This is a genomic window from Streptomyces sp. NRRL S-378, assembly GCF_000720645.1.
In the GTDB taxonomy this organism is placed as follows: Bacteria; Actinomycetota; Actinomycetes; order Streptomycetales; family Streptomycetaceae; genus Streptomyces.
Genome location: NZ_JOBX01000065.1, coordinates 1 through 23405 on the forward strand (window position 1 = coordinate 1; position 23405 = coordinate 23405).

The 23405-nt window shown below is 72.1% G+C and carries 24 protein-coding genes and 1 pseudogene; 6 read left to right on the plus strand and 19 right to left on the minus strand.

What is annotated here, in order from left to right; translation table 11 throughout:
• The first annotated feature begins 9 nt into the window (after positions 1 to 9).
• Together IH80_RS0131685 and IH80_RS42910 are read left to right on the plus strand one after the other, a co-directional pair.
• Positions 10 to 774, plus strand: coding sequence for a GNAT family N-acetyltransferase (locus tag IH80_RS0131685; RefSeq protein ID WP_030965060.1), 765 nt, complete (start codon positions 10 to 12; stop codon positions 772 to 774).
• Positions 771 to 1712: a lysophospholipid acyltransferase family protein gene (locus IH80_RS42910; protein WP_158943700.1), complete on the plus strand. Its 942-nt coding sequence runs from the start codon at positions 771 to 773 to the stop codon at positions 1710 to 1712. The genes IH80_RS0131685 and IH80_RS42910 overlap by 4 nt, the downstream gene beginning before the upstream one ends.
• Here IH80_RS42910 and egtD read toward each other — a convergent pair.
• Genes egtD through egtA form a run of 4 tightly spaced genes read right to left on the minus strand, consistent with a single transcriptional unit; the run spans position 1595 to position 5980 of the window.
• Complete coding sequence (egtD, locus tag IH80_RS0131695; RefSeq protein ID WP_030965062.1) at positions 1595 to 2569, minus strand: L-histidine N(alpha)-methyltransferase; 975 nt, start codon at positions 2567 to 2569, stop codon at positions 1595 to 1597. The two genes, IH80_RS42910 and egtD, sit on opposite strands and share 118 nt — an antisense overlap.
• Complete coding sequence (gene egtC / locus IH80_RS0131700; RefSeq protein ID WP_030965063.1) at positions 2566 to 3324, minus strand: ergothioneine biosynthesis protein EgtC; 759 nt, start codon at positions 3322 to 3324, stop codon at positions 2566 to 2568. Before egtC ends, egtD begins: the two co-directional genes overlap by 4 nt.
• Positions 3324 to 4628 (minus strand): ergothioneine biosynthesis protein EgtB, encoded by a 1305-nt coding sequence (egtB, locus tag IH80_RS0131705; protein ID WP_030965065.1) that lies wholly within the window; start codon positions 4626 to 4628, stop codon positions 3324 to 3326. The genes egtC and egtB overlap by 1 nt, the downstream gene beginning before the upstream one ends.
• The gene (egtA, locus tag IH80_RS0131710) at positions 4625 to 5980 is read right to left on the minus strand and encodes an ergothioneine biosynthesis glutamate--cysteine ligase EgtA (protein WP_037881725.1); all 1356 of its coding nucleotides are present in this window, start codon (positions 5978 to 5980) and stop codon (positions 4625 to 4627) included. Before egtA ends, egtB begins: the two co-directional genes overlap by 4 nt.
• Before the next feature lie 107 nt (positions 5981 to 6087).
• On the opposite strand from egtA, the gene IH80_RS0131715 reads away from it, so the two are divergent.
• Positions 6088 to 6954, plus strand: coding sequence for a TIGR02452 family protein (locus IH80_RS0131715; protein WP_030965067.1), 867 nt, complete (start codon positions 6088 to 6090; stop codon positions 6952 to 6954).
• Between the two features lie 36 nt (positions 6955 to 6990).
• Here IH80_RS0131715 and IH80_RS0131720 read toward each other — a convergent pair whose 3' ends face one another.
• The 5 genes from IH80_RS0131720 to IH80_RS0131740 form a co-directional block, all read right to left on the minus strand.
• Positions 6991 to 7455 carry a type II toxin-antitoxin system PemK/MazF family toxin gene (locus IH80_RS0131720; RefSeq protein ID WP_030965069.1) on the minus strand — a complete coding sequence of 155 codons (465 nt, stop codon included), beginning with the start codon at positions 7453 to 7455 and terminating at the stop codon, positions 6991 to 6993.
• 197 nt (positions 7456 to 7652) lie between these two features.
• Positions 7653 to 8975, minus strand: a complete 1323-nt coding sequence (locus tag IH80_RS0131725; protein WP_078906851.1) for an AI-2E family transporter — start codon at positions 8973 to 8975, stop codon at positions 7653 to 7655.
• 367 nt (positions 8976 to 9342) lie between these two features.
• The gene (locus tag IH80_RS0131730; RefSeq protein ID WP_030965072.1) at positions 9343 to 9645 is read right to left on the minus strand and encodes a hypothetical protein; all 303 of its coding nucleotides are present in this window, start codon (positions 9643 to 9645) and stop codon (positions 9343 to 9345) included.
• A gap of 120 nt (positions 9646 to 9765) precedes the next feature.
• Positions 9766 to 9954 (minus strand): hypothetical protein, encoded by a 189-nt coding sequence (locus IH80_RS39935; protein WP_037881726.1) that lies wholly within the window; start codon positions 9952 to 9954, stop codon positions 9766 to 9768.
• A 5-nt stretch (positions 9955 to 9959) separates the two neighbouring features.
• The gene (locus IH80_RS0131740) at positions 9960 to 10535 is read right to left on the minus strand and encodes a DUF5994 family protein (protein ID WP_030965073.1); all 576 of its coding nucleotides are present in this window, start codon (positions 10533 to 10535) and stop codon (positions 9960 to 9962) included.
• 280 nt (positions 10536 to 10815) lie between these two features.
• Between IH80_RS0131740 and IH80_RS0131745 the strand changes: the two genes are divergently transcribed.
• A complete protein-coding gene (locus IH80_RS0131745; protein ID WP_030965075.1) occupies positions 10816 to 11298 on the plus strand; it encodes a DUF5994 family protein in 483 nt (160 codons plus the stop codon).
• 190 nt (positions 11299 to 11488) lie between these two features.
• On the opposite strand, the gene IH80_RS42915 is transcribed toward IH80_RS0131745, so the two are convergent.
• Positions 11489 to 11695, minus strand: coding sequence for a hypothetical protein (locus tag IH80_RS42915; RefSeq protein ID WP_078906852.1), 207 nt, complete (start codon positions 11693 to 11695; stop codon positions 11489 to 11491).
• Between the two features lie 306 nt (positions 11696 to 12001).
• Here IH80_RS42915 and IH80_RS0131755 point away from each other — a divergent pair, with 306 nt between their 5' ends.
• Positions 12002 to 12904, plus strand: a complete 903-nt coding sequence (locus tag IH80_RS0131755; RefSeq protein ID WP_037881728.1) for a helix-turn-helix domain-containing protein — start codon at positions 12002 to 12004, stop codon at positions 12902 to 12904.
• 26 nt (positions 12905 to 12930) lie between these two features.
• On the opposite strand, the gene IH80_RS0131760 is transcribed toward IH80_RS0131755, so the two are convergent.
• The 9 genes and pseudogenes from IH80_RS0131760 to IH80_RS46985 all read right to left on the minus strand — a co-directional run bounded on the left by IH80_RS0131760 (position 12931) and on the right by IH80_RS46985 (position 21380).
• Positions 12931 to 14163: an HTTM domain-containing protein gene (locus tag IH80_RS0131760; protein WP_107056946.1), complete on the minus strand. Its 1233-nt coding sequence runs from the start codon at positions 14161 to 14163 to the stop codon at positions 12931 to 12933.
• The gene (locus tag IH80_RS47470) at positions 14153 to 14617 is read right to left on the minus strand and encodes a DUF5819 family protein (protein WP_420708891.1); all 465 of its coding nucleotides are present in this window, start codon (positions 14615 to 14617) and stop codon (positions 14153 to 14155) included. Before IH80_RS47470 ends, IH80_RS0131760 begins: the two co-directional genes overlap by 11 nt.
• A 383-nt stretch (positions 14618 to 15000) precedes the next feature.
• A complete protein-coding gene (locus IH80_RS0131770) occupies positions 15001 to 16344 on the minus strand; it encodes an ice-binding family protein (protein WP_037881729.1) in 1344 nt (447 codons plus the stop codon).
• A gap of 760 nt (positions 16345 to 17104) precedes the next feature.
• On the minus strand, positions 17105 to 17545 hold the full coding sequence (locus tag IH80_RS0131780) for a DUF7144 family membrane protein (RefSeq protein WP_037881732.1): 441 nt from the start codon (positions 17543 to 17545) through the stop codon (positions 17105 to 17107).
• 164 nt (positions 17546 to 17709) lie between these two features.
• On the minus strand, positions 17710 to 19155 hold the full coding sequence (locus IH80_RS0131785; protein ID WP_078906853.1) for an amidase: 1446 nt from the start codon (positions 19153 to 19155) through the stop codon (positions 17710 to 17712).
• Between the two features lie 68 nt (positions 19156 to 19223).
• A complete protein-coding gene (locus IH80_RS41135) occupies positions 19224 to 19892 on the minus strand; it encodes a hypothetical protein (protein WP_158943702.1) in 669 nt (222 codons plus the stop codon).
• A 323-nt stretch (positions 19893 to 20215) separates the two neighbouring features.
• The gene (locus IH80_RS0131795) at positions 20216 to 20998 is read right to left on the minus strand and encodes a DUF4190 domain-containing protein (RefSeq protein ID WP_030965086.1); all 783 of its coding nucleotides are present in this window, start codon (positions 20996 to 20998) and stop codon (positions 20216 to 20218) included.
• 103 nt (positions 20999 to 21101) lie between these two features.
• Positions 21102 to 21203: pseudogene (locus tag IH80_RS46400) on the minus strand (alpha/beta hydrolase); the annotation flags it as partial.
• Between the two features lie 45 nt (positions 21204 to 21248).
• Positions 21249 to 21380: a hypothetical protein gene (locus IH80_RS46985; protein ID WP_267883535.1), complete on the minus strand. Its 132-nt coding sequence runs from the start codon at positions 21378 to 21380 to the stop codon at positions 21249 to 21251.
• Between the two features lie 617 nt (positions 21381 to 21997).
• On the opposite strand from IH80_RS46985, the gene IH80_RS0131805 reads away from it, so the two are divergent.
• Complete coding sequence (locus IH80_RS0131805) at positions 21998 to 23017, plus strand: LacI family DNA-binding transcriptional regulator (RefSeq protein ID WP_030965087.1); 1020 nt, start codon at positions 21998 to 22000, stop codon at positions 23015 to 23017.
• Positions 23018 to 23405: the final 388 nt, after the last annotated feature.

Genomic DNA, 23405 nt, shown 5'->3' on the forward strand with positions numbered 1-23405 from the left:
GGCTCGGAGATGTGTATAAGAGACAGCGCCCAGGCCGCCGCCCCCGGGCCCCACTACACCGTGCGCCTCGCCCGCGACGAGGACGAGGTACGGGCCGCCCAGCGCCTGCGCCACCAGGTCTTCGCCGGCGAGCTCGGCGCCCGACTCGACGGCCCCGAGCCCGGCCTCGACGCCGACGCCTTCGACGCCTACTGCGACCACCTCCTCGTCGTCGACGAGGAGGCCGGGCAGGTCGTCGGCACCTACCGGCTGCTGCCCCCGGAGCGCGCCGCCGTCGCGGGCCGCCTGTACTCCGAGGGCGAGTTCGACCTCTCCGCGCTCGCCCCCATCCGCCCCGACCTCGTCGAGGTCGGCCGCTCCTGCGTCCACCCCGACCACCGCAACGGCGCCGTCATCGCCCTCATCTGGGCGGGCCTCGCCCACTACATGGACCGCACCGGCCACAACTGGCTCGCCGGATGCTGCTCGATACCGCTCGCCGACGGCGGCGTCCTCGCCGCGGCCACCCGTGAGCGCGCCCTGACCCGCAGCCCCGCACCCGACGAGTACCGGGTCACCCCGCGCATCCCCTGGAACCCCGAAGGCATCGCCTTCCCCGACGGCATGGAACTGCCCCCGCTGCTGCGCGGCTACCTGCGCCTGGGCGCCTGGGTCTGCGGAGAGCCCGCCCTCGACGCCGCGTTCGGCTGCGCCGACCTGTACGTGCTGCTCTCCCTGCGCCGGACCAACCCGCGCTACCTGAAGCACTTCCGCGCGCTCATCCCGGGCGCATGAGCGTCTGGCTGCCCACCTCGCCCTGCACCCCCGAGGCCTGCTCCGGCCACGTGGGGCGCACCGCGAGCGTCCCCCACGCGGTCCTGCGGCTCACCGGCGCCGTCGCCCTGATCCTGCTCGGGATCCTGTGCGCCCCACCGGTCCGGCTCCTGCCGGCCGCCCCCCGGCACGCGGCGGTACGAGCCTGGTCGGCCGCACTGGTACGCGCCTTCGGCCTGCGGATCACCGTGCACGGCAGCCCCGGCCCGCCCGGCGGCCGCCTGCTCGTCGCCAACCACATCTCCTGGCTCGACATCCCGCTCGTCGCCGCCGTCCTGCCCGGCCGGATGCTCGCCAAGAGCGACATCCGCGCCTGGCCCGTCCTCGGCCGCCTCGCCGCACGGGCCGGAACCCTGTTCATCGAGCGCGACCGGATCCGCGCCCTGCCCGCCACCGTCACCGCGATGACCCGCGCACTGCTCGCCGGCCACCGGGTCTGCGTCTTCCCCGAGGGATCCACCTGGTGCGGGCGCGCCCGGGGCACCTTCCGCAGGGCCGCCTTCCAGTCCGCCCTGGACGCACGCGTCCCCGTACAGCCGCTGCACCTGGCGTACCTGCGGCCCGACGGGGGACCGGCCGGGGCGCCCGCCTTCGTCGGGGACGACCCGCTGACGGCCTCGCTGTGGCGGATCGCCCGGGCCCGCGGCATACGGGCCGAGGTCACGCTGCTGCCGCGGATCCCGCCGGGCCGGTACACGGACCGGCGGGACCTCGCGGCGGCCGCCCAGCGGGCCGTGGCCGACCGCGCGTCGGAGCGGACGACGCGGCCGGCCCCGTCCGATCAGCCGACCGGGCCTTCGGCGACCGACAGGGACAGCGCGAAGCGGCCCGCCGCGTCCGTCCACCACTGGGTCAGCTCCAGCCCGGCCGCGGCCAGCTCCTTCCGTACGCCCTCCTGACGGAACTTCGCGGACACCTCCGTCAGGACCTCCTCACCCTCCGCGAACGGCACCACCAGATCCAGGGCCCGGATCTTCACCGTCAGCTCGGACCGGGCCCGCAGCCGCATCTCGATCCACTCCTGCTCCCTGTTCCACACCGCCACGTGCTCGAAGTCGGCGGTGTGGAAGTCGGCGTCCAGCTCCCGGTTGATGACGGCCAGCACGTTCTTGTTGAACTCCGCCGTCACCCCCCGGGCGTCGTCGTACGCCGTCACCAGCACGGCCTCGTCCTTCACCAGGTCCGTGCCCATCAGCAGCGCGTCCCCGGGCGACAGCATCGCCCGTACGGCCGCCAGGAACACCGCCCGCTCCGGCGGCAGCAGGTTCCCGACGGTGCCGCCCAGGAACACCACCAGCCGGGGACCGGGGGAGTCCGGCAGCTGCAGCGCACGCGTGAAGTCGGCCAGCAGGGCGTGCACCCGCAGCCCCGGATGATCGGCGAGCAGCACGGTGGCCGCTCCCCGCAGGGCGCTCTCGCTCACGTCCACCGGCACGTACGTGTCCAGCGCCGGCATCGCCTCGATCAGATGGCGGGTCTTCTCCGAGGAACCGGAACCCAGCTCCACCAGGGTGCGGGCCCCGCTCACCGCGGCGATCTCCCGCGCCCGCTCCAACAGGATCTCCCGCTCCGCCCGCGTCGGGTAGTACTCGGGCAGCCGGGTGATCTCCTCGAAGAGCTCACTGCCCCGCGCGTCGTAGAACCACTTGGGCGGCAGCACCTTGGGCGTGTGCGTCAGCCCGTGCAGCACGTCCGCACGCAGGGCGGTCTCCGCCGCGTCCTCGTCGAGGGTCCGGGTCAACTGAAAGCTGGTCACGTGCGGTTCTCCTTGAGCGGGGTCAGACGGACCCGTGTACGGGTGGCGGTCAGCAGGGTCCGGTCGGGCACTTCGCACCACCGGGTGTCGTCGTCGTACGGCTCGGACGCCACCACGGTGCGCCCGCCCCCCGGATCGGCCAGGTACCAGAGCGAATCGCCCCAGGCGGTCGCGGCGATCGCCGCGCCGTCCGTGAGCAGCAGGTTCAGCCGGGAGCCGGGCGCGGCCGAGGACAGCTCCCGCACGGGCTCGGCGAGCGCCGTGCCCAGGTCGTCCCCGGCCCGCAGCCTGCGCCGTACCAGCGCCCAGACCAGCGCCGAATCGGTACGGGCCGCCAGTTGCAGCAGGTCCTCGGGCGGCAGCGCCGCCGCGAGGGGTGCCGCCGACTCCGGCCAGTTGCGCACCGCGCCGTTGTGGCTGAACAGCCACGGCCCGTCCGTGAAGGGTGCGGCCGCGGCCTCGCCGTCGGCCCCGGCGAGCGTGGCGTCCCGTACGGCGGCCAGCACGGCCCCGCTGCGCACCACGCGGGCGAGATCGGTGAAGGTCAGGTCGCCCCAGATCGGCCCGGCGCGACGGTAGCGGGCGGGGACCGGGTCGCCCTCGGCGTACCAGCCGATGCCGAAGCCGTCGGCGTTGACCGTGCCGTGCTGCTGGCGGCGCGGCTCCCAGGACTGGCGCACCAGCGAGTGCTCGGGCTCGCTCAGCAGCCTCCCGAGCGTCACCTCCGGTCCCACATAAGCGAGATGACGGCACATCAGACATCCCTCGCCGTGCGGAAGCCGGAGAAGATCTGCCGCCGCACCGGAAGGTCCCAGTTGCGGAAGGTGCCCCGGCAGGCCACCGGGTCCACCGCGAAGGAACCGCCCCGCAGCACCTTGTGCTCCGGTCCGAAGAACACCTCCGAGTACTCCCGGTAGGGGAAGGCCCGGAAGCCCGGGTACGGCAGGAAGTCGGACGCCGTCCACTCCCACACGTCGCCGATCAGCTGGCGCACCCCGAGCGGGGACGCCCCGGCCGGGTAGCTGCCCGCGCGGGACGGGCGCAGGTGCCGCTGCCCCAGGTTGGCGTGGGCGGGCGTCGGGTCCGCGTCGCCCCACGGGTAGCGGGCCGAGCGGCCGGTCGCGGGATCGAAGCGGGCGGCCTTCTCCCATTCGGTTTCCGTGGGCAGCCGCCGCCCCGCCCAGCGGGCGTAGGCGTCCGCCTCGTACCAACTGACGTGCAGAACCGGTTCTTCATCGGGGACCGGCTCGGTCACTCCGAAGCGGCGGCGCAGCCACTCGCCGCCCTCCCGGTGCCAGAACAGCGGCGCCTCGATCGAGTGCCGGCGGATCTGGTCCCAGCCGGCCGCCGCCCACCAGCGCGGTTCGTGGTAGCCGCCGTCGGCGATGAAGGCACGGTACGCGGCGTTCGTCACCGGCAGCGTGTCCATCCAGAACGCCGTGGTGTCCCGCTGGTGCGCCGGCCGTTCGTTGTCCAGCGACCACGGCTCGGTGGAGGTGCCCATGGTGAACGGGCCCGCAGGTATGAGGACTTCGGGGGCGCCCGGGGGATCGTAGGGAGCGTCCGGCTCCGGCGCGGTCAGCACGGGAGCGCCGCGCCGCAGCTGATGGGTGATCAGCATGGTCTCGTCGTGCTGCTGCTCGTGCTGGGCGATCATCCCGAAGGCGAAGCCGTCGTCCAGGAGCGCACTGCCCTCCAGCGGGGTCTTCTCGAGGAGGTCGAAGACCCGGCCGCGGACCTCGGCGGCGTACCGGCGGGCTTCCTCTGGCCCCAGCAGCGGCAGCTTCGGACGCTCGGCACGCGGGTGCTCGAAGGCGTCGTAGAGGGGGTCGATCTCGGGGTGCATCGACTCGCGTCCGGCGACCCGGCGGAGCAGCCAGAGCTCCTCCTGGTTGCCGATGTGTGCCAGGTCCCAGACCAGCGGGGACATCAGGGGGGAATGCTGGGCGGTGAGGTCGGCGTCGGTCACCGCGTCGGTGAGCGCTGCCGTCCGGGCCCGCGCGGCGGTCAGTGCCGCCGCCGCCCGTTCCCGCAGCCCGGGGTGGGATTCGGTGGTCATCGCAGGGCCTCCTTCCCCTCGGGCCGCAGCTGCGGCGGTTCGTCACCCGGACATCGGCCGCGCAGGACGAAGCGCTCGGTGAACGCGCCGACCGTGTCCCGGACGTGCGTGGTCGCACCGAGCCGGGGCAGGGCCTCCGCAGCCGCCCGGAAGCAGGTCTTGGCGGCCGCCCGCAGTTCGGGATCGGTCAGACCGTGACGGGCGGCGGACCGCCAGAGCGGATTGCGCGGCGCGGGCTGAGCGCCGTAGGCGTCGGCCAGGGCCTTGGTGACCCGGTAGGCGGTCTCGGCGGCCTCCGGGTCGTCGAACAGCGCGTGCACGACGGCCACCGGGACCAGCCAGCCGTCGTCGCCGGGCTGCGCGTCGATCATGCGCAACTCCATGTGGCCGCGCGGCCGCACGGGCGGGAACAGCGTCGTGAGGTGGTAGTCCAGGTCCTCGGCGGTGGGCGCCCGCAGGGCCTGCCCGTCGTCCCCCGCGCGCAGCCAGTCGCGGAAGGTCGTACCGCGCGGGACGTTCCACGCCTCGCCCTCGTACGACCGTACGCACATCACCTCGGTGTCCAGTGCCTGGCGGACCCAGCCGTCCCGCGGCCCCGCGTCCAGCGGCGGGGCGAGGGTGCGCCGGGCGTCCAGGTCGTCCCAGATCCCCTGGCGGGAGCACCGCCAGCCGGCGTACGCCCCCTCGTTCGCGGGGGAGTTGGCGAAGGCGGCGACCAGGACCGCACCGAGCAGGTGGGCGAGGCGCCAGCGCCGGCCGTGGCCGAGCACGCCCGGCTCCTCGTACCCGGCGTCCACGCAGACCTGCACGGAGGCGGAGGCGCACATCATGGCGCGGCCGGCCGGGCCGGTGCGGTCGAAGTAGGCCTCCATCGCGTCGTAGCGCGGGCTGTTGAGCAGCCGGCGGTAGGGGAGGCGGGGATCACGGCCGAGGCCGCGCAGGACCAGTCCCTGCTCGCGCAGGGCGGCGCGGACGGCGGTCAGGTCGTCCTGGAGCCCGTCCACGCAGCCGGTGAGGGAGGTGGCCGGGGCCGAACTGAGTTCGAGCTGCCCCCCCGGTTCGACGGTCACCCGGGAGTGCAGGGGCAGCGCGCGGGCCGCGGCGTGCGCCGCCCGGAGCCGCTCGGGGGTCACCGTGCGTGCGGGCCGTTCTGCGTCCACGACCAGCCATTCGAGTTCGGCACCGAGCAGGCGGGGCGGGCCGGTCTTGAAACAGATCCCGTGGATCAGGTGCTCCGCCTGTTTCTCGCTGATCGCGGGGGAGTGCGGGGCCTCGGAGGGGGGAGCGTCGGAGGCGGGAGCGTCCGGCGCGGACGGGGAAACGGGTGGGGGAACGGGTGGCTCGAGGGGCATGACCGGGTCCTCTTCTCCTGTCGTCGGCCGTGACATCACCCGTGCCTACCCCTCCCTCGGGCACAAAATCCTTTGCCGCCGGGAAAGGAGGTGCCGAGGATGGCGGCGTGAGCAGCAGATTGCGCGAGATCGCGCGGGAGAACGCGGAAATCCTGGCGGCCGGGGGGTACCGGACGCGGTCGGGGCGGCAGGTGTCCCTCGCCGCCGCCCTGGCGGACGCCAAGGCAGGAACAACAATATATGGGCCAAAGCGGGTCATTCCAGGCGAGCAACCCGTGAGCGGGGGTCGTGCGACGGTCGTCGAGGTCACGGGGGAGAGCAGTACGGTTGCCGCCCGTAGGCTCGCGGCGGACGCCCCGGCGGCTCCGGGAGCCGGGCGGCCCGGTGGGCCGGTGGCGGTCCTGAACTTCGCCTCGGCCCGGAATCCCGGGGGCGGCTACGTCCGCGGGGCCAAGGCGCAGGAGGAGGCCCTGTGCCGCGCCTCCGCCCTGTACGAGACGCTGCTGGAGGCTCTGGAGTACTACGAGGTGCACCGCGCGGAAGTGAGCACCTTCTACACCGACCGGGTGATTCACTCGCCCGGGGTGCCGGTTTTCCGTGACGACCGGGGCGAGCTGATGGAGGCGCCGTTCCTGGCCGGCTTCCTGACTTCACCCGCTCCGAACGCGGGCACGATCCTGCGGCAGGAACCGGAGCGGGCCGCCGAGATCCCGGCGGCGCTGGCCCGGCGTGCGGAGCTCGTCCTGGAGGTGGCGGCGCTGCACCAGTACCGGCAGCTGGTGCTGGGGGCCTGGGGGTGCGGGGTGTTCCGCAACGACCCGGCGGTGGTGGCCGAGGCCTTCCGGGGCTTGCTGACGACCCGCTTCGCGGGCACCTTCGAGCGGGTGGTGTTCGCGATCCTGGACCCCGCACCGCACTCCCGCCAGGCCTTCGAACGAACCTTCGCCACCCTCACCCCCACCCCCACCCCCTGACGCGGCCGGCCGGAGCGAGGCGGCCGGCGGGGGCGGTCAGTGCCAGCCGTGGCGTTCGCGCAGACGGTCGACCACCAGCCCGAAGCGTCCCCGGTCCAGCGCGCAGGCCTCGCGCCGCATCCCCGACTCGTGCACGCGCAGCACCCGGTCGACGTCCACCCACGACTCCCGGCCCGCGCTGTCCCACGGGCCCGTCCCGATCGGCACCCATTCGCGGTCGTGGTCGTGCCGCTTGCTGGACAGCTGCACCGCGAGCAGCGTCCGGCCGCCCGCCTCGCGGGCGACGACCAGCACCGGACGGTCCTTGCCGCGGCCGTCGTTCTCCTCGTACGGGACCCAGGTCCACACGATCTCGCCAGGGTCGGGGTCGCCGTCGGGATCCGGGGCGTACTCGGTCCGTACCGGCCCGATGGCGTGCGGATCGGCCTCGGTGGTGGCGGTGATGCCGTCCCGACCTGGTTGCTCGGTGTAACCGTTGCTGTGATGCGAAAGTGCCGTCATTGCGGGGAGATTACTGGCTTCGCGGTACGAAGGACAGCCGCGGCGATCACGCTCCGCATCCGGCGGCCGTAGCGGCCATACCGGCCGTACCGCTGCGGGCACCTGGGGCGGGAAGCGCGCCGGCCAGGTCGTGCCGCCTCGGCCGGGCGCCTGCACCAAGGTCCGCAGAAGGACCAGGACCGGGTTCCCGTCCGGTTTCACTCCACCGCATCGGGCGGCCGCTGCGGGGGCTGCTCCGCCGAGCCGGCCGGTTCCGGGCCCTGTGCCGCGCCAGGGTCGGCTCCCGGTTCCACCGCCGGCTCCTCGTCTTCGTCCTCGTCCGCGTAGGACCGGAGGTGCACGATCACCGTGTTCGCCACGGCCACGAGGGGGACGGCGACCACTGCGCCGCCGATACCTGCGACGAGCCCTCCGGTGGTGACGGCCAGGACCACGGCCAGCGGATGGATCCGGACCGCGCGCCCGAGTATGAACGGTTGCAGGATGTGCCCCTCGATCTGTTGAACGAGGAGCACCACCAGCAGGGCCATCAAGGCGGTGAAGACGCCCTGGGTGACGAGCGCGACGATCACGGCGAGCGCGCCGGAGGCGATGGCGCCGATCAGCGGCACGAAGGAGGCCAGGAAGATCACCACGGCAATGGGGATGGCGAGGGGGACGCCGAGGAAGTAGATCCCGACGCCGATGAACACCGCGTCGATCAGGGCGACGATCAGCGTTCCGCGGATGTAGGCGGTGAGGGTCCGCCAGGCCGGCGGGCCCGCTCCGGCGACTCGGGGCCGTACGGTGACCGGCAGCAGCCTCAGCGTCCACTCCCAGACCTTCCTGCCGTCGTACAGCAGGAAGAGCGTGATGAACATCGCCAGGAGCATGCCGGTAATGACCTCGATCAGAACGGTCACTCCCTGGAGACCGGTCGAGGTGATCTCGCTGGTGCTGGTGCCGATGGCGTCACTCAGGCGCTCGGTGATGCCGTTGATCTGCTGCTCGGTCACGTGGAACGGGCTGTCGAGGAGCCACTGTTTCAGTTCCGCGATGCCTTCTTGGAGCCGTTCGGACAGACTGTCGAGGTTGTCGAGCACCTGCCACACGACGAACCAGCCGATCAGCCCGAGGGCGAGGAACCCGCAGAGCGCCGTGACGACGGTGGCGAGCCCCTGAGGCAGCCCCCGGCGGTGCAGACGGGCGACCGTCGGCTGGAGCAGCGCGGTGATCAGCAACGCGGCGACGAAGGCCAGGGCGACCAGCCGCACGGAGTCGATCACCCGCATCAGGACCCACACGGTGGCGGCGAGAACCAGGAACCGCCAGGCGACTTCGGCCGCGACCCGCAGGCCCCAGGGCACCACGGGGGCCGCGTCCGGAGCACGGTCGCGGGCCTGGGCACGGCGGAGGCGGACCGCTCGTTCCCGCTCGGCCGCTTCCTCGGCGTCGTGGCGGGCCAGCGCCCGTGCGCGCCGCTCACCGGCCGCGGTCGCGGCGCCCTTCGCGCGCCCGTACACGGCACGGATCCCGGACATCCGGACCTCCCTCCGCCCTCTATGTCCGTCTGCCCCCGTTTTGCGGTGATCAGACGGTCGAGTGAGGATCCGGGTGCGATGGTGAGCGACCGGTGCCGGAAGGAGCTGTCCCGTCCCGAGAGCAGGTCCCTGGGCCAGGACCCCGGTAGCGATCCACGGCCTCGCCGATTCGTCGCTGCGACGGCAGGACATCAGAACCGGCGCGCGCTCGCGCACGCCGCGAGCAGCGCCGCAGAAGAGTGCCGACCAGCCCCGTCCTTCGCGACGCGCTGCGCATCACCTCGAAGTCGATGTCACGCGCGTGGTCTTCTGCGGTTGCACCGCGCTGAATGCCCTCCTTTGGAGGGCGTCCCGTCGATCACGTCGATCACGCCGGGCTGGCGGCCCCCGGCAGTGCCTGGGTGTTCCCTTCCTCCTCGGCCTCCATGCGCCGGATTCCCTCGTGGGTGAGAGTGACCATCGCCGGGGTGTTGCCGGGTTCCCAGTCGACGGTGATCAGTCCTTCGCCGGCCAGGTAGGTGCAGGCGGCGGCCAAGTCCTGTTCCGGCACGTGGAGGTCGCGCCGCAACTGCGATCCCGTGATGCCGAGGAGGCGGTTGCCCTCGACGGCTTCGTAGAGGATCCGGAGCACTTGAGCGCGGTAGGTCTTGCGTTCGCGCAGTGTGGCCATGACCGCGTCCCTTTCTCGGTGTCGGTCACGTAGGAGTGTTCCCTTTCGGAGTGGGCGAGAGGTCGGCGGGTCGGGGCGCCCCGACCCGCCGACGCCCCCGGTCGGAGGAAGGTCCGTTCCTCAGTGGTCGGCATCCGTGGGGTGGGCCCGACGACCGGTGTCGTCGGGCAGGCCCGGCGGCCTCGGCAGGGGGTCGCTGAAGCGGTAGGCCGCGATCCGTGCGTCGTGCTGGGCGTTGAGCAGGTGGATCCAGCGCATGCCGATGGCGATCGCGATGATGATCACGGCGATGAGGACGAGGGTTTCCACCGAACTCACCTCCAGCCGTTCGCGGACAGCGGGAGGGCGCTTCGTCCGAAGGGGTCCCCGAGGGTGGGCATGCAGGCCCCGCCCTCATCTTCCCAAGCGGCTTCCCGGCGGCGCGCGGCGCGGGTGCCGCGTCCGATGACGGCTTCGTTGGCCATCAGGACGCCTGCGGTGAGGACGCTGCCCGGAATCGCCGCTGCCGTCATCAGGCGGGCCGCAGCCGCGGGTGCTGTCTCGGGCGGGACGACGAGGAGGTCCCAGCGGCCGACGGTGTAGGAGAGCAGGATGAGCTTGTCGGGGTCCTGTTCGGTGAACCAGCCCACGTGCAGGACGTGCCCGGCCATGGCGACCGTGCGCGGGACGGCGGGCCAGCGGGTGGGGTTCACGGTGACGCGGGTGATGCGTCCCCAGCTTTCGTCCAGGGCGGCCGCGAGAGCGGGGAGCTCGGCTTCGAGGTCGCGGGAGTAGGGCCACCAGGCACCGTCCAGCTGGCCGGCGAGCGCGGTGGCAGGGGTGAGGGACAGACGGGCCGGGGGCGCTGTGGCGGGGTCGCGGGGCGCGGTCCGGTCGAGGGTGGTGGTCATGGTGTGGACCTGCCCCCGGACTGCCTGTCGGCAGTCCGGTTTTTAGGCGATCGCCGGAAATGACACCCGCGTGAAAGCCGGTGTGCGAAGTACTCCCGGTGCTTTCACTGTACGCCTGTTCGGGGTGGTAAAGCTGATCTGACCAGGTATTTTCCGGTGGGCGGGGTGGCCGGGAGCGGGAGTACCGTGAAAGGAGACAGGTCGCGCACCTCGCCCGGCCGGCTCCGCACCGGTGCCGACCTACGCGGTACGGCCCCACCCTCTAGGCGGGCGACACCACATGGCTGATTCCGACGTCCCCCTCACGCCCACGCCCCCGCTGCTCCTGCCGGATGCGATCCACTCGGTGATCAACCCGGGTACGGCCCTGCTGCGACTGGAGACCACGAGCTCCCGGGAGGGGCTCCTGGACGGCGCCTGGTGGCCGCGGACCCGTGACATCGCAATTGAGCTGCCTGCGCTGATCAGTGTCCTGACCGCGCACCTCGGCCCGATCACCCGGGTGGGCGTGGACGCGTCCGCCTGGAACGACCTGCCGTCCCGCCTGGTCGTCGACGGCCGGGTCGTACACCTCGACTCCGACCCGGTCGGCGACGACACCGTCCTCGTTACGCGCGGCCACAACGACCACTTCGCCCTGCTGGTGGTTCCGCCCGGCACCACCGCCGACGCGGCCCGCGAAGCGATGGCCCGCGCGGTCCGTGCCGACAACGTCACGCAGGCCGCTCAGATCCTCATCGCCACCACGCCCGAACCCGAGTAGAGGAAAGCCCTTCCTCCGGCACGGACGACGTCGCGGCAGCGGTCAGACCCTCGCCCGTCCGAGGAGGTGTCCACGTCGTGAAGGTCTCCGGGATCCTGGTCCTCGTGGGCCCCGGTGCACCTGGGCATGCACGGGCGGCGTTCCGGACGCCGGCACATCCGCTGAGCAGGCCGTTCGGGGTCAGGACAGCTCAGAGGTTCTCGTCGTGCAGGTCCTCTTCACGCAGCAGGTCGTCCTCGCGGCGGCGCTCGGTCTCCTCCTTGCCCCGGCCCTGCTTCTGTGCCTGCTCACGCGACGGCCTGCCCGGCTGGGGGTGCGCGGGATCCCCGGGGCGCTGATGGCCATGCGCCTCGCTGCCCCTGCCCGGCTCCTGACGCTTGTGCTGCTTACCACTCATGACGACGACTCCTCGTGATGCGGGGGTTCGGATCCTTCTCGGATCACGCTGACACGCAGCGTCACGCTCGGCATCACGTCGCCCACGAAACGAGGCACTCGGGTGAAACGGGTGGTCCGCAGCCGGACCCGCCTTCCTGCGCACCGGGGAACCGCCCCGCCCGCACGCGCGCGGGGACGGCGCCGCATGGCCGCGAGAAGTGCCGACACGGCAGCGCGACACGACAGCGAGGCGGATCCCGCTGCACCTTCGGCGTGGCATCCTGCTCGCCGGAAAGAGGGTTCACGGAGCGGAGGAACACACCCCGTGGGTGTCGACACGAATCCCACCGTCAGCAGGCGCCGGTTGGGATCGGAGCTGCGCCGGCTCCGGAAGGCCAGTGGTCTGACGACGCTGCAGGTCGCGGAGCAACTGCTGATCTCCCAACCGAAGATCAGCCTCCTGGAGAACGGCCGCCGCCACATCAAGCCGCGCGACGTGCGTGACCTCTGCCGCCTGTACGGAGTCCAGCACCAGCAGCTCCTCGACGACCTGATGCGGCTGGCCCGGGAATCGGGCCGACAGGGCTGGTGGAACTCCTACGGCGACATCCCGTACGGCGCCTACATCGGCCTGGAGGCCGAGGCGGCGGCGATCCGGACCTACGAGCCTTTCGTGGTCCCGGGCCTGCTGCAGACTCCCGCCTACGCCCGGTCGGTCATCGCAGGAACGATCCCGCACGCCACCGCCGAACAGGCCGCCGCACGCCTCCAGGTACGGTTGCGGCGCCAGAGCCGACTCGCCGTCCCCGGGGCCCCGATGCGCTTATGGGTCGTGCTGGACGAGTCGGTTGTGCGGCGCGTCGTGGGCAGCCGTGAGGTGATGCGCGAGCAGCTCGAGCATCTGACCCACCTCGGCTCCCAGCCGCACATCACCCTGCAGGTCCTTCCCCACGAGGCAGGGGCGCACCCCGGTGTCTCGGGGCAGTTCTCCTTGCTCGAGTTCGCCGGCACCACCGACGCGAGCGTGGTGTATCTGGAGAGGTTCACCAGCGACCTCTACGTGGAGAAACGATCAGACGTGAGGCTCTACGCAGACATGTACGCGCACCTGCAGGCCCGGGCGCTGAGCCCGGTCAGCACCCGGCAGTTCATCGCGGAGGCCATCAAGGGGTACATCGACACGGAATCCCCCTCGGCCTGCTGCCTGTTGCCCGCACCGCACCCGTGACGACCGTGCGGTGTCGGCCGAGCCGGCTACGCGCGCCCGGACCGAGGGCGCACCTTCGGTGTGGTGGTGTCCTGCTGCGCAGGAGCAGCCGGCTGCTCGGAGGCGGGTGCGCCGGGCCTGGCGGGCCTGCCCTGCAGGGGCACGAATCCGGATCCCGTCGCTCGGCCGGGTGCCGACGGCCCCGTTTCCGTGCGCCGCGCCGCGCGTCGCCACAGGCGAGGCAGGAAGGCGTAGAAGCGGTCGGGAAGGAACACGGCGTCCGCCACGATCATCGCCCCGGAGAACACGGGCAGTCCCAGGAGCACTGCGATACCGATGTGCATGCCCAGCAGCACCGTCAGGACGGGGTACTTGAGCCTGCCGAAGAGCACGAACGGGAAGGCGACCTGCAGGAGCACCGTCAGGTAGCTGGCGATCGCGATCACGAGCGGGTACTCGTCCACGAGGTGGGAGAGTGCGGGCCAGGGCTGGAACAGTTCGAGGTTCAGCGCGTAGTGGAGAGCGGTGCCGCCGCCCCAGGTAGGGCCCTGGATCTTGTACAGGCCGGCCGATCCGTAGAGGAAGCAGACCTGTGCCCCGATGACGAGGATGCCGCAGTTGTGCACCACCGTGATCAAGGTGGTCCGAGCGTCCAGGAGCTGCTGTGCGCGGAAGCTCCTCGCCGGCTCCGGGGCGCTGCCCGCACGGGCTGCCTTGAGCCGGTCTCGGCGTGCGTCGAGGGACCAGCGCCGCCCGCACGCGGTGAGGACGAGGTAGAGGGACATCAGCAGGATCAGGTTGTCGCCCCCGTCCGTCATGAAGATCGATCGGGCGTGGAAGGAGGTCACCACGACGGCGAAGAGGACGGACATGGCCCGGGTCCGCCAGCCCAGCATGAACAGCGCGGAGGTGACGAGGGCCGTCACGTAGCAGAGTTCGAAGTAGGCGCGGCTGTCGGACAGGATCAGGATGCTGTTCCAGCCCGTCTGGTCGAAGAGCTGCTGTGCCAGCGCCGGTGTCCAGGGGGAGCCCGGGCCCCAGATCTCGTCGCGGTGCGGGAACTCGCGCAGCAGGAAGACCAGATAGAGCAGCCCGTAGCCGATGCGCAGGACCGACGCTGCGTACAGGGAGATCGGCCGGTCGGTGAGGAGCGCCCACAGGTCGCCGATCCGGTCGCGGAGCCACCGGTGGGCCGTGTCGGCGATCGACGGGTCATGGGCCGCGGCCCGGTGCGGTGTGGCGGCCGTGGAAGGGGGCTCGGGGATCTGTTCACTTCCCATGGGAGGTCACCTTCCACCAGGGCAGGAGCCGGTCCTCGGTGGGTGCCGGCGGGCGGGTCCCGGCCGCTGTGCCGGGCGCAGCGACGGGCAGCGTGACGACCCGGAGCTGAATGAACTCGAAAGTGCGACTGCCGCGGTGGGAGGCGATGCGGTCCGCGGCGATGTTGCGCAGGTACGTCTGCAGCATCACGGCGCGTTCCGAGCGTGCCGTGTCGCTTCCTCCGTGCGTCTCGACATAAGAGGTCCAGGCGCGGCGCAGGAGGTTCTGGGATGTATGGCTCGGAAATACGCTGTGGTCGACGGCGGAATGGTCGACGGCGGCCAGGTCGAACCAGGGGGTCACCTGCACCGCCCCCTCGGGATCGGTGTGTGCGGTCCTCGCCAGGATCTTCCGGTTGAAGGAGTCGGGGTCCGGGGCGAAGAGCCGCCAGTTCTGTTCGAAGAGCGGGAACACCCATCCATTGACCTGTGAGGCGTACCGCTTGGATACAGGGTTGGACGGGGCCACATGAAGGAACACCAGGACGACGTGAACCAGAGCCGTCGCCAGACAGAGGACTACGGCCGTGCGCAGCCCTGCTTTCACCGTGCGAACGCCGAGGGTCGGCTTGCCCGCTCTGGCCGCTTCGTCATTCCGCTGGGGGGCCGGACCGGGAGCGGACTGCTGAAGTTCCCTCACGTCCGCAGATTCAATTCCGCTCGACACCGCCCACCCGGTCTTTCTCATGTCTGCCGTTTCGCCTGGGGTCTCCGCGACCCTCACCCGCGGCGCGCGGCGGATTCGATGAGGATTCCGCCGCGCGCCGTCATCCGATGAACGGGCTTCGTACCGCCTGCCTAGCCCTCGTGGTCTTCGTGACCCTCGTGACCCTCGTGACCCTCGTGGCCTGCGGGCTTGTTGCCGTAGCCGTAGTGGTCACCGGGCTTCCCGTCGTGACCGTGGCCGTTGTGGTGGTCCGGCTTGCCGGGGCCCTCGTCGTGCCCGTTGCCCGGCCCGCCGTGCTCCGGACCGTGGTGCTCCAGGCCGTGGTCCGGGCCACCAGGTCCGCCGTGGCCGGGGCCGCCGGGCCGACCGCCGTGCCCGCCGGTGACGTTGCCCCCGGTGATGGTGCCGCCGGTCGTGTTGCCGCCGGTCGTGTTGCCACCGGTGCTGTTCCCGGCCGTGTTGCCCGAGGTGTTCCCGGAGGTGTTGCCGGCGATGTTCCCCGAAGTGCCGCCCGACACGAGGTCGACGATCGGTCCGCCCAGGAGACCACCACCGATCAGACCCACGGTCGTGCCGGTCGTCGTTCCGGCGGTCGGCGTTCCGGTGGTTCCGGTGGTCGTGCCGGTCGTCGTTCCGGCGGTCGGCGTTCCGGTGGTTCCGGTGGTCGTGCCGGTCGTCGTTCCGGTGGTCGTGCCGGTCGTCGTACCGGTGGTCGTGCCCGTGGTCGTTCCGCCGGTGGCGCACCCGCCGAGGAAGATCCTGTTGGTGTCGAGCGTCACGGCACCGTTACGGGCCAGCGCCCGGCCCTCGATGTTCGTCCCCGTGGTGACGCTGATCGAGGTCAGAGCCATGATGGTGCCCACGAAGGTGGAAGTGGTGCCGAGGGTGGCCGAACTCCCGATCTGCCAGTACACGTTGCACGCCGACGCGCCGTTCGTGAGGAGCACCCGGCTGTTGGACGCCGTCGTCAGGGCTTCGGGGATCTGGAACACCCAGACGGCGTTGGGGTCGCCCCCGGCGTCCAGGATCAGGTCGCCGGTGAGTCCGACACCGGCGACAGCGGTGTGGACGCCTGGAAGCAGTGTCTGGCCGGCGCCGATTCCCGCCGGGAGCGCGAAGTCCGTGGCCTGGCCCGCGGCGTTGTTGTACGCCTGGACCAGGTCGGACTTGGCCTGAAGTGCCACGGCGTCCGCAGCGTGCACGGCGCCGAGCACCAAGCCGGGCGGGAATCCGGAGATGGCCGGGTTCGGGTGTGTCCCGAGGTCGTGACCGATGACGGAGGGTCCGGTGTTGGTCACTCCCTGACCTGCCAGAACAGAGTAGCTGGCGGCTGTGGCCAGGGGTACGGGCGTAGCGATGGCCAGGGCCGGCGTGGGCAATCCGGCGACCATGACGGCGGCAACCGTTCCGGCGACGGCCGTGGCCAGCCAGCCGGACAGGGCGCGACGCTGAGCCGCTTGGAACTTCAGCTTCATCAAGAGCCATTTCCTGTGGAGGCGGTGGCGTCCCGGGTCCTACCGCCGGCCCGGGACGCCGTGGTGTGTCGCCGCCGCATATTACGCAGGAAATTTCGCGCACCATTCACGGGTAAGACGGGGAGGGGGGATTAATACAAAAACATCCCAGGGTCGAAATTGCGATTAAGCAAATCGAACTCGCGTTGTCGATCATCCGACATTACCCCGAATGGGTGGGGCTCGATTAACTCACATGAGGCAGCACCGCACACTTGCCCAAATTGACTCCGCCCCCGCACACGGAGATGTACCGCCAGTCAGGCGATCTCGCGAATTCCGCGGGACGGGCGTGGCGGCAGTCCGTCGCCACATCCGCAACGTCGGGCACAGAGAACGACCCCGGCCCCGGCGCAGTTCGTGATGTCCTGAGGGTGGCAGAAGGCCGCGGGAAAGGCCCGGCCCGCGATGACCGGGCGGAAAGGATGGCCTGGGCTGTCGCACAAGCGGCGCGGATGCCCGAGGTGGCTGTCGTCGACGCGGAGGAGCATGCCTTCGGGTGGCTGGTCTGACGCCGCGATGCGCCCCCTGCGCAATCAGGCACTGCTGCTGGGACCTCACCAGGCGAAGGCATACGTCACGGCGATCAGGGACGGAACGGAGCCCCCGGAGGAACTGGTCGGCCACCGAAGCCGAAGCAGCTCTTGGTGCCCTGTTCGTTGCCGAAGGGCACTTTCGACAGCCCGCGCCCGCGTCAACCCTTCCGTGAAGGATGGTCCGGTCAGGGTGCGTCCGCCTCGTGGTGCGCGCCCGTGCACAGCGCCCAGATGACGAGGATGTTGACGGCGATGAGCACCAGCGCCCACAAGGGGTAGTACGGCAGCCACAGGAAGTTCGCGAAGGCGCCCAGTCCGGCGACGGTGATACCCAGATATCGCGCCCACAGGGCGCCGGTGAAGAGGACGGCGCAGCCGGCGGCGACGAGGACGATGCCCAGGATCAGGTGGACCCAGCCCCAACCGGTCAGGCTGAACTCGAAGAGGTAGTGACGCGTCACGACGAACAAGTCGTCGCTGGCGAGGGCGGCGATCCCTTCGAAGACCGCCATCGCTCCACCGAAGATCATCAGGACTGCCGCCATGACGGTTCTGCCCGACGTGGCCGCGTGCCACGGGTCCGGGTGCGTGCGTGCCGCCTGGGGCCTGCCGGCGTCAGTGGCCATTTCGGTCTCTCCTTGGGTGGCAGGGCCGGCCGGGCAGGGCCGGGACCGGCGAGATCCTCCTTTCAGCGTGTCACGGGTGCCTACCCTCTGCATTCCGGCCTGTCCGCCCCCTGCATATCCGCATCACCTCGCCGCGACCCGCCCGCCCTGACGGCGGCTTCCCCTCAGCCCGGGCGCCGTGCCGCCCAGCCCTCGACCGCCTCCACCTGCGCCGCCAGCCCCAACAGCAACGGCTCCGAGTCCGCGGGCCCGAGCAACTGGGCTCCCATGGGCAGCCCGTCCTCCGTCAACCCGGCCGGGACGTTCACTCCGGGCCAGCCCAGGACGTTCCACGTCCAGGCGTACGGGCAGGCGGCGATCATCGCCCGGTCCGTGGCCATCGCCCCCAGCCCCGCCAACGCCCCGACGCGCAGCGGCGGAGTGGCCGTCGTCGGAGTCAGGACCACGTCGTAGCGGCCGAAGATCTCGCCGACCCGCCGGCGCAGCAGGGCCTCCGCCCGACGCGAGACCCGCAGCGGCAGCCCGCCCAGCAGCCGGCCCGTCCGTACGGCCTCGTGCGTCCGGGGGTCCAGCAGCGCCGGATCCGGCATCCGCGCCGCCCAGTCCCGTACGCCGCTGGTCGCGCGGGGCACGAAGGTCAGGCCGATCGGGCCGTAGCGGGGGTCCTCCGGGATCACCTCGTGCCCCAGCGACTCCAGCCGGGCGGCCAGCCGCTCAACCGCGGAACGCACCTCCGGGTCGAGCGACTTGGGCGTCGCCGTGAACGCCATCCCGAAGGACAGCGCGATCCGCAGCCGACGCGGGGTGCGGCGGGCCGCTTCGACCGCGCAGATCCGCGCCGGGCGGTGCAGGTCGTCGGGGTGCGGGCCGCTCGCCGCGTCCAGCAGCAGCGCCGCGTCGGCCACGGTCCGGGCGAGCACACCGTTGACCGTGAGCCCGTTGAACGACTCCGGCTCCGGCCAGGTGGAGATGCGGCCGCGCTGCGGTTTCACTCCGACCAGATGGGTCCAGGCGGCGGGGATCCGCACCGACCCGGCGCCGTCCGAACCGAGCGCGGCCGGGACCAGGCCCGCCGCCACGGCGGCCGCCGAGCCGCCGGAGGAACCGCCCGGTGTGTAGGACCGGTTCCACGGATTGCGGGTCTCGCCGAAGGCCCCGCCCTCGGTGAAGGGCCACTGGCCCAGCTCCGGCGTCTGGGTCTTGCCCACGATGACCGCACCGGCCGCCCGCAGCCGCCGCACGGCCTCGCTGTCGGCGGTCTTGGGGGCGAAGGAGCCGGCGCAGCCGAACGCCGTCGGCTCCCCGGCCACGTCCATGTCGTCCTTCACCGCGAGCGGCACGCCCAGCAACGGCAGCCGCTCGCCCGCGGCGAGCCTGCGGTCGGCCGCGTCCGCCTCGGCGAGCGCGGCTTCGGCGCGCACGGTCCGGAAGGCGTTCAGCTCGGGCTGCGATGCCGCGATCCGGCTCAACGCCTGCTCGGTCAACTGCCGAGCCGAAACGCTCCCTTCGGCAAGTGCGGCGGCCATCCCGACCAGTCCGCCGGCCGTCGCCGACTCCGCTCCGGACCGAGCCGGGACCGCTGCCGTGGCAGGACCCGATGACTGCGACATCGTGAACCACTCCCCCCATTACCGATCGGTAGGAAGACGGTAACGGGGAGGGGGAGCCACGTCATCCGTCAGAGCAGATGCGAAATTTCCTCGCCCCAGGACGCGAGCGTGTCGACGGCGCGCAGGCGGTGGGGACCCTCGCGGAGGGCGGTGGCGCGGACACGGTCCTGGTGGCCCGGTATCCGGTCGGCGAGGGCGGGCAGCCGGAGAACGGCCAGGACGAGACCCAGAGCCGCCGCGCGGACCTCGGCCGACCCGGCGTCGAGGAAGGGCAGCGCGGCCGCGTGGAACTCCGGGGCGAGGTCGAGGAACGCCTCGAGGTCCTCCGCTTCGCCGTAGGGCCGCTCCCGCTGGGCGATCGCCTCGACGACCGAGTCCCCCAGCCAGGTCAGCAGACCGGCCCGCAGGAGGAAGGGGGCCTGCGGACCGAGCTCGACCTCCTCCTGCGCGACACGGTCGGTGACCGGCGCGAGCGTCCGCGGATCCCCCAGGACGGCGGCCGCGAACCGGGCGGCGGGAGCCGTGGCCGTGTAGAACACCTGCTGGCGCGTGTGCGCCTCGACCAGGGCGCGGAACGCCCAGCCCTGGACGGCGGGGTCGTCGTCCAGCAGCTCCAGCAGCATCACGGGCGTGGCCGGCGCCACCTCGGGGCAGCAGTGCTCCACCGCGTTCCAGTCGGTCCGCAGCAGGAGGTCCCGCGGATCCACCCGGCCTTCGTTCGCTCTCTCGTCGCTCATGGGGCCAGTGTCGCAACCACCACTGACACCGGCCCGGGTGCACCACGGCCCGCCGAACGGGCCGCAGAGCAGGCACGTTTGCATACGCGGCCTGCGTCGGCAGGTCGCGTTGCACATCGCCCTCCGTCCCCCTTCCGGAGAGCCTGCGCAAGTGGTCGCGGCCCCGTCGGCGGGAGAGGGAAGCCGCGCGCCGTGTGGCGCCGCGCCGCGGTCTACGCGAGGAGGTCCGTATCCGCGTCGGGCGGGCAAGAGGGCGGGGCCGCCACCGGGTTCGGTGGCGGCCCCGCGCAGAGGTGATGCGGTACGGCGTCGGTGACCGGGGTTCAGGAGCCGGTGGCGCGGGCCGAGCCGGTGTTGGCGCCGCTGGTGTCGCCCAGGAAGCAGGTGACCTCGCGGTCACCGAGGGCCCAGGTCGTGGCCTGCGGGAAGTAGTAGTAGACCTCGAGCTTCTCCGAGAGCTTGGGGTCCTTGCCCACGTAGTCCGTCAGCAGTGTCCCGGAGCACTTCTCCTCGGCGAGCGCGGTGACCTTCTCCGTGCCCGGGTACGCTCCGTCGTCCAGGTTGAAGACCGCGTACGCCTCGCCCTCGTGCGGCTGGTCGCAGGGCAGCACGCGCACCGAGAAGGAGGCCTGGCCGCCGTCCTCGTCCTGGTACTCCGCCAGGTCGCCGCCCGTGTTGAAGCAGTCGCCCTTGCGGATGTCGCTCACCTTGCTGGAACCCGAGCCGGTGACCTGGCCGCTGGTGTCGCGCTTCGGCGACGGGCCGTCGTCCAGCGCGCCGGAGATGCCGAGGGCCAGGAGGATCCCGTAGAAGGCGATCGTCACGCAGTGGATGACGATCGCCGCCACGGCGAAGCCCTTGCCCTTCTCGCCGCGCTTGCGGATCTGGGAGAGGGCCACGATGCCGAGGACCAGCGGGACCAGCGGCAGTGCGCACACGAGCGACATGACGAACGCGACGATGGCCAGCGCGTTGTTCCTCTGCGGCGCCTGCGGCACGTACCAGCCCTGCGGGCCGCCGAACGGCGCGGGCTGCCCCGGCTGTCCGTACGGTCCCGGCTGCGGGTACGGCTCGGGGGACGGCGGGGGACCGGGCGGTATGGACATGCGAGTGGAGCTCCTTGCTCAGAGGGTGAGCTCGATGGTCGCACGGGGCTCTGACATCCCGGGCCCCGGTATCCCCACCTCCCTGGCCCGACGGCGCGTCCAGGACCCACCCCTCCAGGGAGGCCATGAACCCGTCGAAGTCGTCGCGGTGAGTGGTGTGGCCGGCGCCGGCGACCGAACGCACCTCGAAGCCGCGGTCCTTGAGCGCCGCGCTCGCTCCGGGGTGATGGGGTGCTCCTCGTCCACGGCATCACGCCACGAGCGCGCCGAAGGCGGGGTATCCGGTGCGGTGGTCCTCCGGGAAGCCCGCCCCGATCACCGTGCCGAGGGTCGGGCCGAAGGGCAGGCCGGGGCCGAGCGCCGCCGAGGATCCAGGGATCACCGCCGCTGCGGTCGGACAGGGCGCCGGCGATCGGGTTGAAGACGGTGGCGGAGATCGCCGAGATCCCCGCTATCAGGCCGAAGTCCGCCACCTGGTCCGCCGGGTCGACGTCCTCGACCTGAAGTGCGAACAGGACCCCGGCCACGCCGACGTACAGCGCGTACAGGGCGCCGTTGCCGACGACCAGCAGGGGGCAGGCCGCGCAATGGCGCGGGTCCGGGTGGCGCCGTCGGCGCCGTGGCCGGTGCTGCCGGGGGAGCAAAGGGCCACGGCGCCCTCCTGGGCGGGTGCGGGTGCGGGTGCGGTCGCGGGTACGAGTGCGGGCCGGTGCCGGTGCCGGTGCCGGTGCGGAAGCAGGTGGAGGTGGAGGTGCCGACGCAGCTGCGGCGAGGGGTGCGCGCCGCCCTGTCGCGACGAACGGCGGCGCGACGGAGCGCTCCGGGGCGGCGGCACGACGGGGCACGCGCCACGTGCGGGTACGCACAGGTCGAGGGGGTGCGATGAGGTTGCCCGGCTGCAGTTACACGTGCCCATGACTCGTGTCATCACGGTGTGGCACCTGATTTCGGTCATCCGCCAGACCTGGGGTGCTTGCGTTCTGGAAAGATGCCACGGCAATGACTGAGTCATCGAAGTCGCCGAAGCCGCTGCCACTCCCCGTCCCCACCAGCGCCGACGTGGCACGGCGCGCGGGCGTGTCCCGCGCGACGGTCTCGTACGTGCTGAACAACGCCGAGGCCGTCCGGATCAGCGAGCCCACCCGCCGCAGGGTCCGCGAGGCCGCCGAAGAACTGGGGTACGTCCCGCATGCCGCCGCCCGCAGTCTGCGCGCCGGGCACACCAGGATCGTGCTGCTGCCCACCCCGCACGTGCCGATCGGGCCCCTGTACAGCACCTTCCTCAACGAACTCCAGTGGGCGCTGCGCCGACTCGACTACACCGTCGTGCAGTACGGCAGCCTCGGACTCGGCGGGGACGAGGCCGTGCGGGCATGGGCGGAACTGCGTCCCGTGGCGGTCATATCCCTCGGTGGGACCACGCTCTCCTCCCACAACGTCGCCACCCTGAAACGGGCCGGTGCCCGCGCCGTGATCACCATGGGGCCGGTCGGCGTTCCCGGGGCGCACGCCCTGGTCATGGACCAGCAGGAGGTCGGCGCCCGGGCCGCCGCGCACCTGGTCGGGCGGGGCCGCCGCAGGATCGGCGTGGTGGTTCCCAGGGAGGAGGGCATGGAACTGTTCTCCGCACCCCGGCTGGCGGGTGCCCGGCGGGTGGAGGGCGCGGAGGTCGAGGCCCTCCCGCTGGCCTACTCGGAGGAGTCGGCGGCGGAACTCGCCGCCCGATGGCGTGGACTGCGGCTGGACGCGGCGTTCGGGTACAACGACGAGTACGCGATGCTGCTGATGCGGGCCTTGCAGGACGAGGGGTTGCGCGTTCCCGAGGAGGTCGCCGTGATCGGTGCCGACGACCTGCTTCTCGGACGGCTGCTGCGGCCCCGGCTGAGCACGGTGCGGATCGAGATGCCGACGGGCGACCACCTGGCATCGCTGGTGGACCGTGCGGTGCGCGAGCCGTCGGAGGTCACCGAGCGGCATGACCTCATGACCGCCGAGGCCGTCCACCGCGAGTCGACCTGACGCCACCCGGGTCCGCCCCCCCGCGCCCCAAACCCTGATCCGCCCTGGTCCGATCCGCCCTCGCGTCGCCCACCCCGGCCCGCCCTGGTCCGATCCGCCCTCGCGTCGCACACCCCGGCCCGCCCTGGTCCGATCCGCCCCCGGGCCGCACACCCCGGCCCGCCCTGGTCCGATCCGCCCTCGCGTCGCACACCCCGGCCCGCCCAGGTCGATCCGCCCCCGGGCCTGCTGCCGCCCGGCCGGGCCGGTCGTGCGGGGTCCTCGGGCGGCCCGCATCCCCAGGGGGCCGTTGACAGGCGGTGACCTGCGGACGGAGACTGCGGGCGCGCCCCACCGGGCGTGCCCGGTGGCGTGCCCCGGTGCCGACACCGGCACCGATGCGCCGGCG